At 64.1% G+C, this 16,767-nt stretch carries 21 protein-coding genes; 8 read left to right on the top strand and 13 right to left on the bottom strand.

Annotated features, from left to right (window positions below):
* Positions 1-60 precede the first annotated feature (60 nt).
* Positions 61-1,077, top strand: a complete 1,017-nt coding sequence (gene hemB / locus GPA25_RS00105; protein WP_169258319.1) for a porphobilinogen synthase — start codon at positions 61-63, stop codon at positions 1,075-1,077.
* Between the two features lie 18 nt (positions 1,078-1,095).
* Here hemB and GPA25_RS00100 read toward each other — a convergent pair whose 3' ends face one another.
* Genes GPA25_RS00100 through bioB form a run of 3 tightly spaced genes read right to left on the bottom strand, consistent with a single transcriptional unit; the run spans position 1,096 to position 3,668 of the window.
* Entirely contained in the window at positions 1,096-1,755 is a 660-nt protein-coding gene (locus tag GPA25_RS00100; protein WP_169258318.1) for a pyrimidine 5'-nucleotidase, read from the bottom strand.
* A 7-nt stretch (positions 1,756-1,762) separates the two neighbouring features.
* Positions 1,763-2,656: a malonyl-ACP O-methyltransferase BioC gene (bioC, locus tag GPA25_RS00095; protein ID WP_169258317.1), complete on the bottom strand. Its 894-nt coding sequence runs from the start codon at positions 2,654-2,656 to the stop codon at positions 1,763-1,765.
* A gap of 19 nt (positions 2,657-2,675) precedes the next feature.
* The gene (bioB, locus tag GPA25_RS00090; protein ID WP_169258316.1) at positions 2,676-3,668 is read right to left on the bottom strand and encodes a biotin synthase BioB; all 993 of its coding nucleotides are present in this window, start codon (positions 3,666-3,668) and stop codon (positions 2,676-2,678) included.
* A gap of 57 nt (positions 3,669-3,725) precedes the next feature.
* On the opposite strand from bioB, the gene GPA25_RS00085 reads away from it, so the two are divergent.
* Together GPA25_RS00085 and GPA25_RS00080 are read left to right on the top strand one after the other, a co-directional pair.
* Complete coding sequence (locus GPA25_RS00085) at positions 3,726-4,436, top strand: ComFC family protein (protein WP_246265127.1); 711 nt, start codon at positions 3,726-3,728, stop codon at positions 4,434-4,436.
* 1 nt (position 4,437) lies between these two features.
* Positions 4,438-4,902 (top strand): tRNA (cytidine(34)-2'-O)-methyltransferase, encoded by a 465-nt coding sequence (locus GPA25_RS00080; RefSeq protein WP_169258315.1) that lies wholly within the window; start codon positions 4,438-4,440, stop codon positions 4,900-4,902.
* 57 nt (positions 4,903-4,959) lie between these two features.
* On the opposite strand, the gene GPA25_RS00075 is transcribed toward GPA25_RS00080, so the two are convergent.
* From GPA25_RS00075 to GPA25_RS00050, 6 genes are all read right to left on the bottom strand, one after another.
* Entirely contained in the window at positions 4,960-5,955 is a 996-nt protein-coding gene (locus GPA25_RS00075) for an NAD(P)H-dependent glycerol-3-phosphate dehydrogenase (protein WP_169258314.1), read from the bottom strand.
* Positions 5,952-6,398 carry an SH3 domain-containing protein gene (locus GPA25_RS00070; protein WP_169258313.1) on the bottom strand — a complete coding sequence of 149 codons (447 nt, stop codon included), beginning with the start codon at positions 6,396-6,398 and terminating at the stop codon, positions 5,952-5,954. The genes GPA25_RS00075 and GPA25_RS00070 overlap by 4 nt, the downstream gene beginning before the upstream one ends.
* A gap of 5 nt (positions 6,399-6,403) precedes the next feature.
* Positions 6,404-6,877 (bottom strand): protein-export chaperone SecB, encoded by a 474-nt coding sequence (secB, locus tag GPA25_RS00065; RefSeq protein ID WP_169258312.1) that lies wholly within the window; start codon positions 6,875-6,877, stop codon positions 6,404-6,406.
* A 55-nt stretch (positions 6,878-6,932) separates the two neighbouring features.
* The gene (gene grxC / locus GPA25_RS00060; protein WP_169258311.1) at positions 6,933-7,196 is read right to left on the bottom strand and encodes a glutaredoxin 3; all 264 of its coding nucleotides are present in this window, start codon (positions 7,194-7,196) and stop codon (positions 6,933-6,935) included.
* Positions 7,197-7,198: 2 nt separating this feature from the next.
* Positions 7,199-7,615 carry a rhodanese-like domain-containing protein gene (locus GPA25_RS00055; RefSeq protein ID WP_169258310.1) on the bottom strand — a complete coding sequence of 139 codons (417 nt, stop codon included), beginning with the start codon at positions 7,613-7,615 and terminating at the stop codon, positions 7,199-7,201.
* A gap of 63 nt (positions 7,616-7,678) precedes the next feature.
* Complete coding sequence (locus GPA25_RS00050; protein WP_169258504.1) at positions 7,679-8,008, bottom strand: metalloregulator ArsR/SmtB family transcription factor; 330 nt, start codon at positions 8,006-8,008, stop codon at positions 7,679-7,681.
* 178 nt (positions 8,009-8,186) lie between these two features.
* Here GPA25_RS00050 and gpmA point away from each other — a divergent pair, with 178 nt between their 5' ends.
* From gpmA to GPA25_RS00025, 5 genes are all read left to right on the top strand, one after another.
* On the top strand, positions 8,187-8,936 hold the full coding sequence (gpmA, locus tag GPA25_RS00045; RefSeq protein ID WP_169258309.1) for a 2,3-diphosphoglycerate-dependent phosphoglycerate mutase: 750 nt from the start codon (positions 8,187-8,189) through the stop codon (positions 8,934-8,936).
* Between the two features lie 14 nt (positions 8,937-8,950).
* Positions 8,951-10,285: a murein hydrolase activator EnvC family protein gene (locus GPA25_RS00040; RefSeq protein ID WP_169258308.1), complete on the top strand. Its 1,335-nt coding sequence runs from the start codon at positions 8,951-8,953 to the stop codon at positions 10,283-10,285.
* A gap of 44 nt (positions 10,286-10,329) precedes the next feature.
* Positions 10,330-11,733 (top strand): S41 family peptidase, encoded by a 1,404-nt coding sequence (locus GPA25_RS00035; RefSeq protein WP_169258307.1) that lies wholly within the window; start codon positions 10,330-10,332, stop codon positions 11,731-11,733.
* A 21-nt stretch (positions 11,734-11,754) separates the two neighbouring features.
* Positions 11,755-12,207: a hypothetical protein gene (locus GPA25_RS00030; protein WP_169258306.1), complete on the top strand. Its 453-nt coding sequence runs from the start codon at positions 11,755-11,757 to the stop codon at positions 12,205-12,207.
* Positions 12,208-12,270: 63 nt separating this feature from the next.
* Positions 12,271-13,026, top strand: a complete 756-nt coding sequence (locus GPA25_RS00025) for a HesA/MoeB/ThiF family protein (protein ID WP_169258305.1) — start codon at positions 12,271-12,273, stop codon at positions 13,024-13,026.
* Positions 13,027-13,073: 47 nt separating this feature from the next.
* On the opposite strand, the gene ribD is transcribed toward GPA25_RS00025, so the two are convergent.
* The 4 genes from ribD to GPA25_RS00005 all read right to left on the bottom strand — a co-directional run bounded on the left by ribD (position 13,074) and on the right by GPA25_RS00005 (position 16,765).
* Positions 13,074-14,168, bottom strand: a complete 1,095-nt coding sequence (ribD, locus tag GPA25_RS00020; RefSeq protein WP_169258304.1) for a bifunctional diaminohydroxyphosphoribosylaminopyrimidine deaminase/5-amino-6-(5-phosphoribosylamino)uracil reductase RibD — start codon at positions 14,166-14,168, stop codon at positions 13,074-13,076.
* A complete protein-coding gene (nrdR, locus tag GPA25_RS00015; RefSeq protein ID WP_169258303.1) occupies positions 14,149-14,664 on the bottom strand; it encodes a transcriptional regulator NrdR in 516 nt (171 codons plus the stop codon). Before nrdR ends, ribD begins: the two co-directional genes overlap by 20 nt.
* 104 nt (positions 14,665-14,768) lie before the next feature.
* Positions 14,769-16,019, bottom strand: coding sequence for a serine hydroxymethyltransferase (gene glyA / locus GPA25_RS00010; RefSeq protein ID WP_169258302.1), 1,251 nt, complete (start codon positions 16,017-16,019; stop codon positions 14,769-14,771).
* Positions 16,020-16,114: 95 nt separating this feature from the next.
* Positions 16,115-16,765 (bottom strand): histidine phosphatase family protein, encoded by a 651-nt coding sequence (locus tag GPA25_RS00005; protein WP_169258301.1) that lies wholly within the window; start codon positions 16,763-16,765, stop codon positions 16,115-16,117.
* Positions 16,766-16,767: the final 2 nt, after the last annotated feature.

The raw sequence follows: 16,767 nt of genomic DNA, 5'->3' as shown, positions 1-16,767 counted from the left end.
CCGTTGATTTCGTTACCGGATGTTTCTAGTCATATACTCGTTACTGGAACTGGATTGAACATGCGCCCTACCGGAAATTTTCCCGTGACCCGCATGCGGCGGATGCGCCGCGACGATTTCTCCCGCCGCCTGATGCGCGAATCACGCCTCTCTGCGGATGACCTGATCTACCCCGTGTTCGTGCTCGAGGGCAGTAATGTCACCCAGAGCGTGCCGTCGATGCCGGGTGTAACCCGCGTGTCGCTGGACAATCTGCTGCGCGTGGCCGAAGAGGCCGTGTCGCTGGGCGTGCCGGCGCTGGCGCTGTTTCCGGTGATCGACGCGGCGGGCAAGACGCAGGGTGCGGAAGAGGCATGGAATCCCGATGGCCTCGTGCCGCGCGTGGTGCAGGCGCTGAAGGCGCGCTTTCCCGAACTGGGCGTGATTACCGATGTGGCGCTCGATCCCTATACGAGCCACGGTCAGGACGGCCTGATCGACCCCGACGATCCGCGCGGCTACGTGCTTAACGACGAGACCCTCGAGGCCCTGGCGAAACAGGCGCTGTGCCATGCACAGGCGGGGGCCGATGTGGTGGCGCCGTCGGACATGATGGACGGGCGCGTGGCACGCATCCGCGCCGAGCTGGATGGCGACAACCGCATTCACACGCGCATCCTCGCATATTCGGCCAAGTACGCGTCGAGCTTCTATGGCCCGTTCCGCGACGCAGTCGGTTCGGCCGGCAATCTCGGCAAAGGTAACAAGTACACTTATCAGATGGACCCGGCGAATTCGGATGAAGCGATTCGCGAAGTCGCACTCGACATCGCCGAGGGGGCCGACATGTTCATGGTGAAGCCCGGCATGCCCTATCTCGACATCGTGCGCCGGGTGAAGTCCGAACTGCAGGTGCCGACCTACGTCTATCAGGTCAGTGGTGAGTATGCGATGCTGAAAGCGGCCATCGCGAACGGCTGGCTGGCAGAGGAAGCCTGCGTGATGGAAGCCTTGCTGGCGTTCAAGCGTGCCGGGGCAGACGGGATTCTGACGTATTTCGCACTGGATGCGGCGCGCTGGCTGAAGGCCGAGCTCTGAGGGCACCGCCCCGGCCCGTCAACGGGGCAGCAATCGGCCGGCTGCGCGGCGCAGATCGAGAATGGAAGAGATCCTGACGTCGACGTAGGCCGGCCTTTTCGCGCCGCGGCCGACCAGCACGGTCTTCATGCCGAGGCGTCTGGCGGTGCGCAGGTTGTCCGCCGAATCCTCGATCAGGATGCAGCGCTGCGGCTTGAGTCGGTGGTCGTGCAGCAGATGGCGGAAAGCCTGGACGCCTGGCTTGGGTTGGAAGCGCATCCGTTCGATGCCATACACGTCATCGAAATGCCGCCGCATGCCCATGGCGTCGAGGACGGCTTCGGCATAGCGCTGCGGGCCGTTCGAGAACACGATCTTGCGGCCGGGCAGCCGGCGCAGCAGCGCGCCCAAGGCGCGTTCGAACACCATCATGGCGTGCAGCGTGTCGAAGCGATGTGTCGCTTCGAGGAAGTGATGCGGGTTGGTGCCGTGGTGCCGCACCAGGCCGGTGAGCGTGGCGCCGTAGCGATGCCAGTAATGGATGCGCAGCGCATTGGCTTCTTCGCCGCTCAGCGACAGATGCTGCTCGAGGTAGGCCGTCATGCTGCGATTGATGTGCGGGAAGATATGTGCGCTGGCGTTGTGCAGTGTGTTGTCCAGGTCGAACAACCATACTGGTCCTGCGGGTACGTGGCTCACGCCGCCCTTACCCCTTTGCCGGGCGGGGCTGGAAACGGATCACCGCGCGGCCGTCGTCAGTGGTTTTGGGCTGAACCTTCCATGCATGGCCCTGTATCACTTCGAAGGTGGCGGGCAGTCTGCCCTCGCGGCGTAGCGCAGTGAGGGACTGGCGTGCGGCATCCCAGCTGACCTTTCCGGCCAGTCCGCGCGGACGTTCAGTGCTGGCGTTGGCGCTGCCCGACTGACGCAGGTCGCGCAGCAGTTCATCGACATCCGGGTAGGTCAGCGTCAGCACTTCCATGTCCATGACGGGGTCCGAAAAGCCGGCCTGTACCAGCGCATCGCCGAGGTCATGCATGTCGATGAAGCGATGCACGCGCTCGCCCCGCGTGGCAGGCAGCGCGGCGCGCAATTCGCGCAGGGTGTCGGGGCCCAGCGTGGAAAACATTAGCATGCCGTCGACTTCGAGCACGCGATGCATTTCGCGCAGCGCCGGCAAGGGGTCGGCGAGCCAGTTGAGCATCAGGTTCGACCACACCAGCGACATGCTGGCGCGTGCGAACGGCAGCGCTGTCGCGTCGGCGCAGGCGAGGGCAGGCGGTGTGGGCCGGCCCAGCGCGCGCAGGCGACTCAGCAGGCCGCGCTCGCCGCGTGCCCGCTCAAGCATTGGCAGCGCAAAATCGGCACCGAAGCGCTGCGCCGCGGGAAAACGCTTGCCCAGCATATCGAAATCGGTGCCCGTGCCGCAGCCCAGGTCAAGGATGCGCTTGGGCTCGATGCGGATGTAGTCGAGCCGTTCGTCCATGCGCCGCGCGACCTCGCGGGCGAGCACCGCGACCTCGTCGTAGGTCGCGGCGGCCCGGCCGAAGCGCCGGATCAGGAGCCGGCGTTCGAGAGCGAAGTCGGCGTCATCGGCCATCGGGCGTGCCCGCAGTCTTTCAGAACGGATGCAGGCCGAGCCGCGCGAACAGTGCCTCGTCGTGGTCGGCGCCGGGGTTGTCGGTGGTCAGCAGGCGGTCGCCGTAGAAGATCGAGTTGGCGCCGGCCATGAAGCACAGCGCCTGCAGTTCGTCGCTCATCTGCTCGCGGCCGGCGGACAGGCGCACCATGCTGGTCGGCATCATGATGCGGGCGGCGGCGACGGTGCGCACGAATTCGAACGGGTCGAGCTTTTCGGCACCGGCGAGCGGGGTGCCCGGGATGGCGACGAGGTTGTTGATCGGCACCGACTCGGGCGGCGGATCCATGTTCGCGAGCTGGGCCAGCAGGCCGGCGCGACCGGAGCGTCCTTCGCCCATGCCGACGATGCCCCCGGAGCATACATTGATGCCGGCGTTGCGCACCTGGTCAAGGGTGTCGAGACGGTCTGCGAGCGTGTGGGTGGTGATCACCTTGTCGTAGTACTCGGGGGCCGTGTCGATGTTGTGGTTGTAGTAGTCGAGCCCGGCGTCCTTCAGTTGCAGGGCCTGGTCGCCTTTGAGCATGCCGAGCGTGACGCAGGTTTCCATCCCGAGCGCCTTCACCTCGCGCACCATGGCGAGCACGGCCGCCATGTCGCGTTCCTTGGGGCTGCGCCACGCGGCACCCATGCAGAAGCGTGACGCGCCCTTGGCCTTCGCGGCCTTGGCCTGCTCGACGACTTCCGCAACGCGCATCAGCTGTTCGCGCTCGAGTTCGGTCTTGTGGCGTGCGGATTGCGAGCAGTAGCTGCAGTCTTCCGAGCAGCCTCCTGTCTTGATCGATAGCAGCGTCGAGCGCTGGACGGCGTTGGCGTCGAAATGTTCACGGTGCACCTGCTGGGCGCGGAACACCAGGTCCATGAACGGCAGCTCGTACAGTGCCTCGACCTCAGCGACGGCCCATTTCTTGCGGTGAATGGCCTTGCCTGGGGCCGGGATGTCTTGTTTCTGGCACGAGGAAGTCATTGTCATGAAAGCTGTTCCGGGATGTAATGCGAAGCTTCCCATGTTCCTTCATTCGCTGAAATCTTGTCAAACCTGCTCGATCTGCTGCGCGATGCTTCGGGGCTCCTTGCCGAGAAATTGCTGCCCAATGATTGCTTCGTTTGCGGCCACCGTGCTGGTCCTGGCCTGGTCTGCACGACCTGTCTCGACGCCTTGCCGCATCAATTGCCGTCCTGTCCGGTATGTGCCATTCCCGTCGATGGCGGCCTGATCTGCGGGCGTTGCCAGCGTCAGGCGCCCGCCTTCGATGCGACTTTTGCGGCCCTGTCGTATGTGTTTCCCGTCGATCGGCTGGTCCGCGCCCTCAAGTATCGACACCGGCTCGCGGTTTCGGGCTTCTTCGCGCAGGCGCTGCAGCCGCTGAGCCCGCCCGAAGGTGAGGTCGTGATCGTGCCGATGCCGTTGCATTTCAACCGCTTGCGACAGCGTGGCTTCAATCAGGCGGCGGAGATTGCGCGCCCGCTGGCGCGGGCATGGGAATTGCCGCTTGAACTGGACGGTGTGTGCCGGGTGCGCGATACCGCTGCGCAGGCATCCTTGCCGTGGACCGAGCGACGCGTCAATATGCGCGGGGCTTTTCGCTGTGACGTGTCTTTTCGCGGCAAGACAGTGGTGGTCATCGACGACGTGATGACCACCGGCGCGACCCTCGACGAACTCGCCCGTACACTCAAGTCCCATGGCGCCGCCCGCGTGGAAAACCGCGTGGTAGCACGCACCCCTTTGCCAGTCTGACATGCTCGATATCGTTCTCTTTCAGCCCGAAATTCCGCCCAATACGGGCAATTCCATCCGCCTCGCGGCCAATACCGGGGCGCATCTGCATCTGGTTCGCCCGCTGGGCTTCGATCTTTCGGATCGGCAGCTGGCGCGTGCCGGCCTCGATTACCATGACCTGGCGCGTGTGAGCGTGCATGACGACTGGGATGCGTGCCTGCGCGCGCTGGCGGGTCGTCGCATGTTCGCGCTGAGTACGCGGGGGGCACGGCGCTACGATCGCATTGAATACCGCGAAGGGGATGTGCTGCTGTTTGGTCGCGAGACCGCCGGTCTGCCGGCCGAGGTGCTGGCATCCCTGCCCGAGGCAAACACTCTGCGGATTCCGATGTGCCCGTCAAATCGCAGTGTGAATCTGTCCAATGCAGTCGCGGTGGTGGTTTTTGAGGCGTGGCGGCAGCTGGGATTTTCGGGCGCGGCCTGAGTGGGCGCAGCGGCGCCCCGCCTCGGGCGAGAGCGGACGGCGTGCCGGGTGGCGCGGCTATTCGTGTGTCGGTTCGCGTGACAGCAATTGCTCGACGACTTCGCGTGGTCCAAGGCGGTTGCCGTGCAATAGCGTGTCGACCGCTGCGCACAGCGGCATCTGCACACCATGCCGGCTCGCCAGCGTGACTACCTCGCGTGCCGTCGATACTCCCTCGGCAACATGGCCGAGTTCGCCGAGGATTTCATCCAGTGTCTTGCCCTGGGCCAGTGCCAAGCCCACGCGCCGGTTGCGCGACAGGTCGCCGGTGCAGGTCAGGATCAGGTCCCCCATGCCGGCAAGCCCCATCAGGGTTTCCGCGCGTCCGCCGAGTGCCGTGGCGAGGCGGGCGATCTCCGCCAGTCCGCGGGTGACGAGCGCTGCTCGGGCGTTGAGCCCGAAGCCCATGCCGTCGGAAACGCCCGCGGCGATCGCAAGTACGTTCTTGATTGCCCCCCCGATCTCTGCTCCGACGACGTCCGAGTTTGCGTAGATGCGCAGCCGCGGCTGGTGCAGGATGCGTGCCCAATCCTGGGCGAATCCGGTGTCGCTGGCGGCGAGCGTCACGGCGGTGGGCAATCCGCGGGCGACCTCGGCGGCAAAACTCGGCCCGGTGAGTACGCCGCAGGCGGCGCCCGGGCCGAGCTCTTCGCTGACGATTTCGTGAGGCAGCTTGCCGCTCCCCGCCTCCAGGCCTTTACATGCCCAGATCAGTGCGGTATCAGGCCGGGTGCGGCGCAGTCTCCCCGCCGCGTCACGCAGGCCGGCCAACGGAGTGACCACCAGATGCAGGTCCGCGCCACGTGCCGCGGTCTCGAAATCCGCCGTCAGATCGAGGGCTGAGGGCAGCGGAACATCCGGCAGATAGCGTGTGTTGCTGCGTGTTGCGACAAGACTGTCGATGTGTCGGGCGTCGCGCCCCCACAGGATTACGTTGTGCCGGGCACTGAATGCCAGCGCCAGCGCGGTGCCCCAGGCACCGGCGCCGAACACTGCGATCCTCTTGGTGATCAAAGTCCCCACACCTCGGTGACGCGGACAAATCCCGACGCGCCGTCCTTGTGCCGCACCGGGAGCCAGCCGTCCGCAGCACTGCCGGTGACTTCGAGCACGACGTCCTTTACCGCTTCGAAGGCCGGCGGGGCATCGACGGCGCCACGCTGTTTCACGATCGCGCGCGCGCTCGTCACCATGACAGTGCGCTTGTCGGAGAGTACGCGGCGCTCGATCCAGTTGATGGATCCGCCCGCATCGCGCACCTTGACCCATTTGTCGAGGCTGACGACCACCTCGACCGGGGTGCCCGGCGTGACGATGAACAGGCGCCTGCCCTTCTCCGACGGCGAGTCGAACAGGATTGCCGGCTCTGCGACCGAGCGGTAGTCGATCGCGTGCGCAAAGGCGGCTGGCAGGGCCAGTGCGGCGGCAAGCGCGATGACGCGGACGTTCATAGGCATGGCTTTTACTGGATCGGCAGTTCGCCCGACTCGCGGGCGGCGGCCTGCTGCTGCTGGCCCTGATAGAGCGCCTCGAAATTCACCGGAGCCAACACCACCGGCTGGAAGCCGGCACGGGTAATGGCATCCGAGATGGCTTCGCGCGCGTAGGGGAAGAGGATGTTGGGGCAGCCGATCATCGTCACCGGCTCGAGGTCGCCTTCCGGGATATTGCGGATCTGGAAGATGCCCGCCTGCGCCACTTCGACCAGGAATACCGTGCGATCCTCGGCGAGCTTGGCCGAAACCGTAACCGTCAGGGTGACTTCGAAAATGCCTTCGTCAACGTTGCTGGCGTCGGTACGCAGTTGCACGTTGATCTGAGGGTTCTCGCGATCCAGGAAAATTCGTGGGGCGTTGGGCACTTCCAGCGACAGATCCTTGACGTAGAGCTTTTCGATCGAGAAGACTGGCTGGGAGGCTTGGGCGTTTTCGGACATGTAAGGGCCTGGTCGGTAGGTGATTGATGAATGAAAGTGTCTGGAAGCAGGGCGCTCAGGGCTGCTGCAGCATGCCGTCGAGTTTGCCCTGGTGCTCGAGTTCGTAAAGGTCGTCGCAGCCGCCGACATGCACGTTGCCGATGAAGATCTGTGGCACGGTGCGGCGGCCGGTAAGGCTCATCATCTCGTCGCGGCGCACCGGATCCTGGTCGATGCGGATCTTCTCGATGTCCTGGATGCCCTTGCGCTTGAGCAGCTGCTCGGCACGGATGCAGTAGGGACATACGGCGGTGGCGTACATGCGAATGGTCGGCTGCATCGTCATTTCCTCTTGCGGCTGACCGGTTGCCCGGCCTTTTCCCATTCAAACAGGCCGCCCCGCAGCTGGAAAAGCTTCTCGAACCCGGCCTTTTTCAGCGCGCTCACTGCAGCGCCAGAGCGGTTGCCGCTGGCGCAGCACAGGACGATCGGGCGATCCTTGAATTTTTCGAGCTCGCTGCTGCGGCGCTCGAGATCCGCCAGCGGAATGTGCCGGGCGTTGGGGATATGCCCCTTTGCATATTCCCCCTGGTCGCGTACGTCGACCAGCACCGCGTCCTCGCGGTTGATCAGCAGCGTTGCCTCGACCGGAGACAATTGCGACTTGTCACCCTGGGTGCGCGCAAAGTCGAACAGCAACCAGCCTCCGCTCGCTACCGCGAGCGCGGCCCAATACCAGTTTTGCTGCAGGAATTCCACGTAAGCTTGCTCCGTTGTTGTCGTGATGATGGGCGTCTGGCGGCAGGCGACCGCCACGCGGACTCAGCCCCTGCCCGGCGGGACGTCGCAGAACACTTCGCGCATCAGCGCGATCAGCTGCAGCGTGCGTTGGTCGCAGATGCGGTAGTAAACCCGATTGGCATCCTTGCGGGTTTGCAGTACGCCCTTGTCGCGCAGGATCGCGAGATGCTGCGAGATATTGCTCTGCGAGGTGCCAACGGCTTCGACGATGTCCTGTACGCACACCTCGTGCTCGCCCAGTACACATAAAATCTTCAATCGCAGCGGATGCGCGATTGCCTTGAGCGCCCGGGCGGCGGTCTCAATGTGCTCGTGCTTGTCAATGAGGTCGATAATGGTTCTGGTGTCCACGATGGGCGGGAAGTGCAGGTCAGGCGAGTAGTATAAAATACACCGGCCCGTTAAAGCGCGCCTTTGGCGCCTTTGTGTCGAGCGGGCTGGCTGCCGCCGTTTGTGCGGCGGGGTTCCGGTTGAGGCGTTGATACCCGGTGGGCTTCCCTTCAACTTCATTTATTTCCTCTGAGCGCTCATGTACAGAATCGTTCTGCTTCGCCACGGCGAATCCACGTGGAACAAGGAAAACCGCTTTACCGGGTGGACCGACGTGGATCTCACCGAATACGGTGTCGAAGAGGCGCGGGCCGCCGGCCGGTTGCTGAAAAGCGAAGGGTATGCCTTCGATCTCGGCTTTACTTCTGTTCTCAAGCGGGCCAACAAGACCCTCAATATTGTCCTTGAGGAACTCGATTCGCTGTGGCTGCCGGTCGAGCACACATGGCGCCTGAATGAACGTCACTACGGTGACCTGCAAGGTCTCAACAAGGCGGAAACCGCTGCCAAGTTCGGCGACGATCAGGTGCTGACCTGGCGCCGTTCCTACGATATTCCGCCGCCTCCGCTGGCCGAAGGCGACGAGCGCCTCAACACCGGCGACCCGCGCTATGCCTCGCTGCCGCGTGCGCAGTTTCCGCGCACCGAATGCCTCAAGGACACCGTGGCGCGCTTTGTGCCTTACTGGGAAACGGTCATCGTGCCGAACGTCCTGGCCGGTCGCCGCATCCTGATCGCCGCCCATGGGAACAGTCTGCGTGCGCTGATCAAGTATCTCGACAACATTCCCGATGCCGATATCGTCGGGCTCAACATCCCCTCTGCGCAACCGCTGGTGTACGAGCTGGACGCCAATCTGCGTCCGATCAAGAGCTACTACCTGGCTGACGAAGAAACCATCCGCGCAGCCGAGGCTGCTGTTGCGGGGCAGGGCAAGGCCAAGAACTGAGCGCGCTCGTCACGATGTCCGCCTGCCTGGGTTCGCGCAGCCTTTTCCATGCGCTGGCAGCACTGGTGTTGCTCACGGGTGCTGCCGCGCATGCAAATGAGAACGGGGAGGTGGCGCAGAAGCGCTCCGATCTTGAAGAGGTCAGGCAGCGCATCCGCGATCTGCAGAAGGAGATCGCGGACACCGAGGAGTCTCGCTCCAGCGCAGCTGACGAACTGGCGGCGGCGGAGCGTGCGGTGTCGCGGGTGCAGCGCGAGCTGCAGCACCTCTCCGCGGGCAGGGTCGGGGCGGAAAGGAATCTCGCCCTGCTCGAGGCCGAGCGGCAGGCGGTGGAGGAGCGCATCGGCAGTCGCCAGAGCGAACTGGCCGACTGGGTGCGGCGCCATTACGTGCACGGTGCAGGTGGGGGCGTCGCGCCGTTTCTGTCCACTCGCGACCCGAACCAGCTTGCGCGCGATGCCTACTATCTTGAGCACCTCGGGAGGGCGCGGCTCGAATTGATCGAGACCTGGCGCACTGACTTGCGTGAAAAGGCTCAGCTCAGCGAATCGATTACTGCGCGCCGCGATCGCCTCGTCGCGCTCGAAGCGGAACAGCAGGTGCGGCGCAAGGAACTCGAAACCGTGCAGGCAAGGCGCAAGGAAGCGGTCGCGGGTCTCGCGGAGCAGTTACGCAGCCAGCGCAAGGAGGAGCAGACCTTGCGCCAGGACCAGGAGCGCCTTGGTCGTCTGGTCGCGGCGCTTGCCCGGCGTGCGGCGGAGCGCGAGGCCGCGCGGGCGGCCGCTGCCGCAGCAGCGGCCAAAGCGGCACGCGACGAGGCTGCGCGGGCCGAGTCGGCGTCCAGGCGTGCCGAAGTCGTGAAAGGGGTATCACGAGCGCCCGCCGCCCCGCGGTCCGAGCCCGTTGTCGGGGAGATTCGGCAAGCCGCCGGCCCCACCCCGACCGGTGTGAGTTTTACGCAACTGCGCGGAAAGATGAGATTTCCCGTGCGTGGCGAACTCGTCGGCCGTTTTGGTGCTCCAAGGGCGGAAGGAGGTACAACGTGGCGCGGCGTGTTCATCCGCGCTGCGGGTGGAACCCAGGTTCGCGCGGTAGCTGGCGGCGAGGTGGTGTTTTCCGACTGGCTGCGTGGTTACGGCAATCTCATCATCGTCGATCACGGTGGCGACTACCTGACGATCTACGGCAATAACGATGCGTTGCTCAAGGAACTGGGCGACAGCATCTCGGGGGGGGATCCGATTGCCAGCGTGGGTGCCAGCGGAGGTGCGAGCGAATCGGGTTTATACTTTGAAATCCGTCACCGGGGTCAGCCGCTCGATCCCTTGAAGTGGGTGCAGTTCAATTAGCATTTCCGGCGTGGGCCGGGCGATATTTCCTCGATGGAGTGGTCATGCGCAACAAGCTTCAGAAAGCAGGTCTGATCATGACCGGCGTGTTTGCCGGTGTGCTTATCAGCCTCAATTTTTCCGCTAGCGCCGACAAGGCCGTGCAGGCCCCGCTACCGGTGGAGGAGTTGCGCGCGTTTGCCGATGTTTTCAATGCGATCAAGCAGGGCTATGTCGAGCCCGTCGAGGACAAGAAGCTGATCAACCATGCCATCAGCGGCATGCTGAGTGGTCTTGACCCGCACTCGGCCTATCTTGATGCCGAGGCCTACAAGGAACTTCAGGTCGGTACGCACGGCGAGTTCGGCGGGCTAGGGATCGAAGTCGGCATGGAAGACGGCTTCGTCAAGGTGATTTCGCCGATCGAAGACACGCCGGCCGATCGTGCCGGGGTCAAGGCCGGGGATCTGATCGTCAAGCTCGATGAGACGCCGGTCAAGGGTATGAACCTCAACGACGCTGTCAAGCGCATGCGCGGTAAACCCAAGACCGACATCACGCTGACGATCGCACGCAAGGGAGAGCAAAAGCCCATCGTGTTGAAGCTCACGCGCGAAGTGATCAAGGTGCAGAGCGTCAAGTCGAAGGTGATCGAGCCGGGCTATGGTTATCTCCGCGTTGCGCAATTCCAGGAAAATACAGCGCAGTCTGTCGTCGAACACCTCGGCAAGTTGTCCAAGAGCGGCGACCTGAAGGGGTTGGTGCTCGATTTGCGTAATGACCCGGGCGGTCTGCTGCACGGGGCGGTAGGCGTTGCCGCGGCCTTCCTGCCGACCAATACGGTCGTGGTATCGACCGACGGACGCACCGACGATGCCAAACGCGAATATCGTGCCGCCACGGAGGATTATCTGCGCGGGTCACGCGAGGACTTCCTCAAGAACCTGCCTGCTGCCGCACGCACGCTGCCGATGGTTGTGCTGGTGAATGCGGGCTCGGCCTCGGCTTCGGAGATCGTTGCGGGGGCGCTGCAGGATCACAAGCGCGCCGTCGTGATGGGCACCCAGACCTTTGGCAAGGGCTCGGTGCAGACCATCCTGCCGCTCAACAGCAGCACGGCGATCAAGCTGACTACTGCGCGCTACTACACGCCGAGCGGTCGTTCGATCCAGGCCAAGGGGATCGAGCCGGACATCATCGTGGAGGAGAGCGCAAACGGCTCTTCGCGGCGCCTGCGTGAAGCGGACCTCAATGGTCACCTCGGCAACGACAAGGATCCCGATGCCGAGCGCAAGCCTGCGCCGCCGACCTCGCAGCCGGGCGCCGATGGCGGCAAGGCGGCGCCTGTCGGCGAAGACGAGGGCGCTTCGCCGCATCGCTTCGAATTCGCCGGTAAGGATGATTATCAGCTTGGGCAGGCGGTCAACCTTCTCAAAGGCCTTCAAATCGTCCAGAATAAAAAACCATGATCGACTAAGGGAGAAGTCGTGATGCGCAGGGAAACCGCCTACAAGCTGGCCGGCAGGCATCACGATCACCCCGTGGTCGGTGCCGGCCTGCACAAGGAGCGGGAGATCCGCTTTGCTGCGTATCCTCCGCGCCAGGCCCGGCAAGCACTCCAGTCGCTGCGGATGCTCAAGGGGTTGCATGTCGCCCCGCATGTCGAGCGCCTGGATGTCCTGGTCGTGTCGTATTCGGTACTCGATTTCTCACTCGAGATCATTGAGGGGGCCCTGCATGAGGCGGGGTTTCACCTCGACAATTCTCTCTACGTGAAGATCTACCGTGCTGTCGTGTATTTCTGCGAGGAAACGCAGCGGCACAACCTTGAATCGCCCGAGCGGCTCATCAAGAAATCCAACGAGGTCTATGTGCAGGTGTATGAGCACCACCTGCACGGTGATCACGACGATACCCCGATCGAATTCCGCGAATACAAGTGAGCCCGGCACGGGTCGGGCGGTGATGCGCTGGCACTACCCCCGGCGCGGTGTGGAATTTTTTCGATGAATGACGACCAGCTTCTCCGGTATAGCCGACACATCCTGCTCCCCGAAATCGGTGTCGAGGGGCAGGAAGCAATTCTTGCGTCACGCGTGCTGGTGGTCGGGGCTGGTGGCCTGGGCTCACCGGCGGCAATGTACCTGGCGGCAGCCGGTGTCGGTACGCTCGTTCTGTGCGATGGTGATACGGTCGATCTGACAAACCTGCAGCGCCAGATTCTGCATAGTGCCGAGGGTGTCGGGCGCCTGAAGGTCGACTCGGGACGTGATACCCTGCTGCGCCTCAATCCACAGGCGCGCGTGGAAACACTTCCCGAGCGGCTTGAGGGTGCGGCGCTCGATGAGCAGGTGGCCGCCGCCGATGTCGTGCTCGATTGTTCGGATAACTTCGCAACGCGGCACGCGATCAATCGTGCCTGCGTGCGTTATCGCAAACCCCTGGTGTCTGGCGCGGCAATCCGTTTCGACGGGCAGGTGTCGGTGTTCGACCTGCGTCAGGCCGAGAGCCCGTGCTACCACTGCCTGTTTCCCGAGGGGCAGGAGGTCGAGGAGATTCGTTGCGCGGTTATGGGAGTGTTTGCGCCATTGACCGGCATTATCGGCGCGACGCAGGCTGCCGAAGCGCTTAAGTTGCTGGTCGGATGTGGCGTTTCGCTCGACGGGCGCCTGCTGCTGCTGGATGGACTGGCGATGGAGTGGCGCAGTGTGATGCTCGGGCGTGACCCCGCATGCGTCGTCTGCGCTCAGCGCGACGACTGAGCGTCGGGTCGGGGCCCGTTGTGGGCAGACCCGGGCAGCTTGGTGGTTCAGGCCGGGACGGGACGTGCGATCAGCCGCAGATCGCTGCCGATGCGGCGAACGTCGCGCAGATCGAGCCTCACAGCCCTGTCGAGTTGGCTCAGTTCCGGCAGGTTGAAGAGCCCCTGCGCGGCATCTCCCACCAGCATGGGTGCCATGTAGAGCAGGAACTCATCCACGCAGCCTTCGCGCAGCAGTGAGCCGTTGAGCTTGAAGCCGGCTTCGGCATGCACTTCGTTGAGGCCCCGGCGGCCCAGTTCCAGCATCAGTGCCGGCAGGTCGACCTTGCCGTGAGCGTTCGGTAGCAGCACGACATCGACGCCACGATCAGCGAGGGCTGCGATTTTTTCAGTATCTGCGACCGCGGCGGCGACCAGGCACTTGCCATCCTGCAGCAGCCTTGCTGACAGCGATACATCGAGCCGGGCGTCGATGAGTACCCGCATCGGTTGTCGTTCGCAGGGCACGGCGCGCACCGTGAGCTGCGGGTCGTCTTCGCGCACCGTACCGATCCCGGTGAGCACCGCACACGCGCGGGCGCGCCAGCGATGCCCGTCACGGCGCGCAGCCTCGCCAGTGATCCACTGGCTGACGCCGTTGCTCAGGGCCGTCTTGCCGTCGAGGGTGCTGGCTGCCTTGAGGCGCAGCCACGGGCGACCGCGGGTCATGCGCGACACGAAGCCGACGTTGAGTTCGCGGGCTTCGTCTTCCATCAGGCCGGTACTCACCGCAATGCCCGCGTCCCGCAGTCGGGCCAGCCCTTGGCCGGCGACCAGCGGATTGGGGTCTTCCATGGCGGCCACAACGCGCGTGACCCCGGCCTGGATCAATGCATCGGCGCAAGGCGGGGTGCGCCCGTGATGGACACAAGGTTCGAGCGTGACATAGGCCGTCGCGCCGCGCGCGGCCTCGCCGGCTGCGCGCAGGGCTTCGACTTCGGCGTGGGCTTCGCCGGCACGGCGGTGCCAGCCTTCGCCGACGATCTGGCTGTCCTTGACGAGCACGCAGCCAACCCGTGGATTCGGGGTAGTGCTTGCGAGTCCCCGTGCGGCTAGCTGCAGCGCGCGCGCCATCGCGCGGTGGTCAGTTGCCGAACAGGTCATTTTCAGTGCTGGTGTCGCCGGGTTCGGCATTGCGGCTGCGTTTGGGGCGGGCTTGCACTTCGCGGATGACTTCCGAAAATTCGTCGACGTCGGCGAAGTTCCGATAGACGGAAGCAAAACGGATGTACGCGACCTTGTCGAGCTTTTTCAGCTCACGCATCACCAGTTCGCCGATTTTTTCGCTCGACACTTCCGGTTCGCCCATCGACAGCAGTTTCGCTTCGATGCGGTCGACGGAGGCTTCGAGCGCTTCAAGCGTGACCGGCCGTTTGCGCAGCGCGAGCTTCATGCTACTGGTGAGCTTGTCGTGATCGAATTCGCTGCGGATGCCGTTGCGCTTGATGATGTGTGGCATCTTCAGATCGATGCGCTCATAGGTCGTAAAGCGCTTGTCGCAGCTGGCGCAGCGGCGACGGCGGCGAACGACCTCGCCGTCTTCGTTTTCACGTGTGTCGGTGACCTGTGTGTTCGGGTCGCCGCAGAAGGGGCATTTCATCGCTACAAGGGCCTGACAGGTTCAGGCGCGCAAGCAAAAAACCGGGGCGTGCCGCACGCTGTCGGCATGCCCCGGCTGCTGAAGCGCGTCAGCCCTCTGCTCACTTATTTCCCATACACCGGGTGACGTGCACACAACTCGGCAACCTTGCTACGGACGCGTGTCAGGACGGCTTCGTCCTGCGGGGCATCGAGCACGTCGGCAATCAGGTGCGCGACCTGTTCCGCTTCGATTTCGGTAAAGCCGCGGGTGGTCATCGCCGGCGAACCGATACGGATGCCCGAGGTGACGAAGGGCTTTTCCGGATCCTTCGGGATGGAGTTCTTGTTGATCGTGATGTGCGCGGTGCCCAGTACGGCCTCGGCCGCCTTGCCGGTGATGTTCTTGGAGCGCAGATCGACGAGGAATACGTGGCTCTCGGTGCGGCCGGAGATGATGCGCAGGCCGCGCTCTTCGCCGAGTACGCGCGCCATGACGCGGGCGTTGGCGATGACTTGTTCCTGATAGTTACGGAACTGCGGGGTGAGCGCTTCCTTGAATGCCACCGCCTTGGCGGCGATGACGTGCATCAGCGGGCCGCCTTGCAGGCCGGGGAAGATCGCCGAGTTGATGGCCTTTTCGTGCTCGGCCTTCATCAGGATGATGCCGCCGCGCGGGCCGCGCAGCGTCTTGTGGGTGGTCGACGTGACGACGTCGGCGTGCGGGACCGGATTCGGGTAGTAGCCCGCAGCGATGAGGCCGGCGTAGTGGGCCATATCGACCCAGAAGGTCGCGCCGACTTCCTTGGCGATTTTCGCGAAACGTTCGAAATCGATGCGCAGCGAGTACGCGGACGCGCCGGCGATGATGATGCGCGGCTTGTGCTCGCGTGCGAGGCGCTCCATCGCGTCGTAGTCGATTTCTTCCTTCTCGTTCAGGCCATAGGCGACGACGTTGAACCACTTGCCCGACATGTTCAGCGGCATGCCGTGGGTGAGGTGTCCACCTTCGGCGAGGCTCATGCCCATGATGGTGTCGCCGGGCTTGGCGAAGGCCATCAGCACTGCCTGGTTGGCTTGCGAGCCGGAGTTCGGCTGGACGTTGGCGGCTTCGGCGCCAAACAGCTTCTTGAGGCGGTCGATGGCGATCTGCTCGGCGATGTCGACGTACTCGCAACCGCCGTAATAGCGCTTGCCGGGATAGCCTTCGGCGTACTTGTTGGTGAGCTGGGAGCCCTGCGCTTCCATCACGGCGTGGGAAACGTAGTTTTCCGAGGCGATGAGTTCGATGTGGTCTTCCTGGCGGCGGTTTTCCGACTGGATTGCGGACCACAGTTCGGGATCGACCTTGGCGAGGGTGTCTTGCGCAGAGAACATGAAACGGTCTCGAGGGGGTGGATTAAAGGCGAATATTAGCATGCACCGCGATCGGGCACGAAGCTACGGGGCGAGAGGCGGCGCAGCCCGCCGCCTCAGGCGTTCGGTAGTTCGTCGCGGGCGTTTTCGAGATGCCGCAGATCGGCCCAGGCGATGAGTCGCCAGGACTGGCCGTCGAACTCGATCCAGTTGAGGGCGGCGTTGGGAATCTTGAAATCGCGCGGCGCCTCGAGCGATTTGCCGGTGGCGAGGCGGTGGACGATGTCGAGCACGCCGCCGTGAGTGACGATCAAGGTCTGCTGACCCGCGTGGCGATTCGCGATGCCGGTCAGGGCGAGATGAATACGAGTGGCGAATTCGCCGAGACTTTCGCCGTTTCCGGGAAAGGCGAAGTCGAGGTCGCGGGCGTCGAAGCGCGCATATTCGACGGGGAAGCGCTCGCGTGCTTCGTCGTAGGTGAGACCCTGGAACACCCCGTAGTGACGTTCGCGCAACTCGGGTGCGAGCGTTGCGTCGAGCCCGAGTGCGCGCCCCGCCGCGGCAGCGGTCTGCTGCGCGCGACGGAGGTCACTGCTATAGAACGCGGCGAAGTGTTGCCCGGCCAGACTGGCAGCGGTCGCCTGCGCCTGGACGTGACCGACTTCGTTCAGCGGTACGTCCAGGTGTCCCTGCAGACGCCTCTCTGCATTCCAGGCGGTTTCACCGTGCCGTACGAGGCACAGGCGAGTGCTGCACCTCACTTCCATGC

This window comes from Aromatoleum diolicum, from assembly GCF_012910955.1.
In the GTDB taxonomy this organism is placed as follows: Bacteria; Pseudomonadota; Gammaproteobacteria; order Burkholderiales; family Rhodocyclaceae; genus Aromatoleum; species Aromatoleum diolicum.
Note: the sequence above shows the minus strand (reverse complement) of the source record. Positions and strands in the feature narration are given on the sequence as shown.

Coding starts and splice junctions, on each gene's coding strand:
- hemB (WP_169258319.1), top strand. CDS start 61: ATGCGCCCTACCGGAAATTTTCCCGTGACCCGCATGCGGCGGATGCGC.
- bioC (WP_169258317.1), bottom strand. CDS start 2,656: ATGGCCGATGACGCCGACTTCGCTCTCGAACGCCGGCTCCTGATCCGG.
- bioB (WP_169258316.1), bottom strand. CDS start 3,668: ATGACAATGACTTCCTCGTGCCAGAAACAAGACATCCCGGCCCCAGGC.
- GPA25_RS00080 (WP_169258315.1), top strand. CDS start 4,438: ATGCTCGATATCGTTCTCTTTCAGCCCGAAATTCCGCCCAATACGGGC.
- GPA25_RS00070 (WP_169258313.1), bottom strand. CDS start 6,398: ATGCCTATGAACGTCCGCGTCATCGCGCTTGCCGCCGCACTGGCCCTG.
- secB (WP_169258312.1), bottom strand. CDS start 6,877: ATGTCCGAAAACGCCCAAGCCTCCCAGCCAGTCTTCTCGATCGAAAAG.
- grxC (WP_169258311.1), bottom strand. CDS start 7,196: ATGCAGCCGACCATTCGCATGTACGCCACCGCCGTATGTCCCTACTGC.
- gpmA (WP_169258309.1), top strand. CDS start 8,187: ATGTACAGAATCGTTCTGCTTCGCCACGGCGAATCCACGTGGAACAAG.
- GPA25_RS00040 (WP_169258308.1), top strand. CDS start 8,951: ATGTCCGCCTGCCTGGGTTCGCGCAGCCTTTTCCATGCGCTGGCAGCA.
- GPA25_RS00035 (WP_169258307.1), top strand. CDS start 10,330: ATGCGCAACAAGCTTCAGAAAGCAGGTCTGATCATGACCGGCGTGTTT.
- GPA25_RS00030 (WP_169258306.1), top strand. CDS start 11,755: ATGCGCAGGGAAACCGCCTACAAGCTGGCCGGCAGGCATCACGATCAC.
- GPA25_RS00025 (WP_169258305.1), top strand. CDS start 12,271: ATGAATGACGACCAGCTTCTCCGGTATAGCCGACACATCCTGCTCCCC.
- ribD (WP_169258304.1), bottom strand. CDS start 14,168: ATGACCTGTTCGGCAACTGACCACCGCGCGATGGCGCGCGCGCTGCAG.
- nrdR (WP_169258303.1), bottom strand. CDS start 14,664: ATGAAATGCCCCTTCTGCGGCGACCCGAACACACAGGTCACCGACACA.
- glyA (WP_169258302.1), bottom strand. CDS start 16,019: ATGTTCTCTGCGCAAGACACCCTCGCCAAGGTCGATCCCGAACTGTGG.
- GPA25_RS00005 (WP_169258301.1), bottom strand. CDS start 16,765: ATGGAAGTGAGGTGCAGCACTCGCCTGTGCCTCGTACGGCACGGTGAA.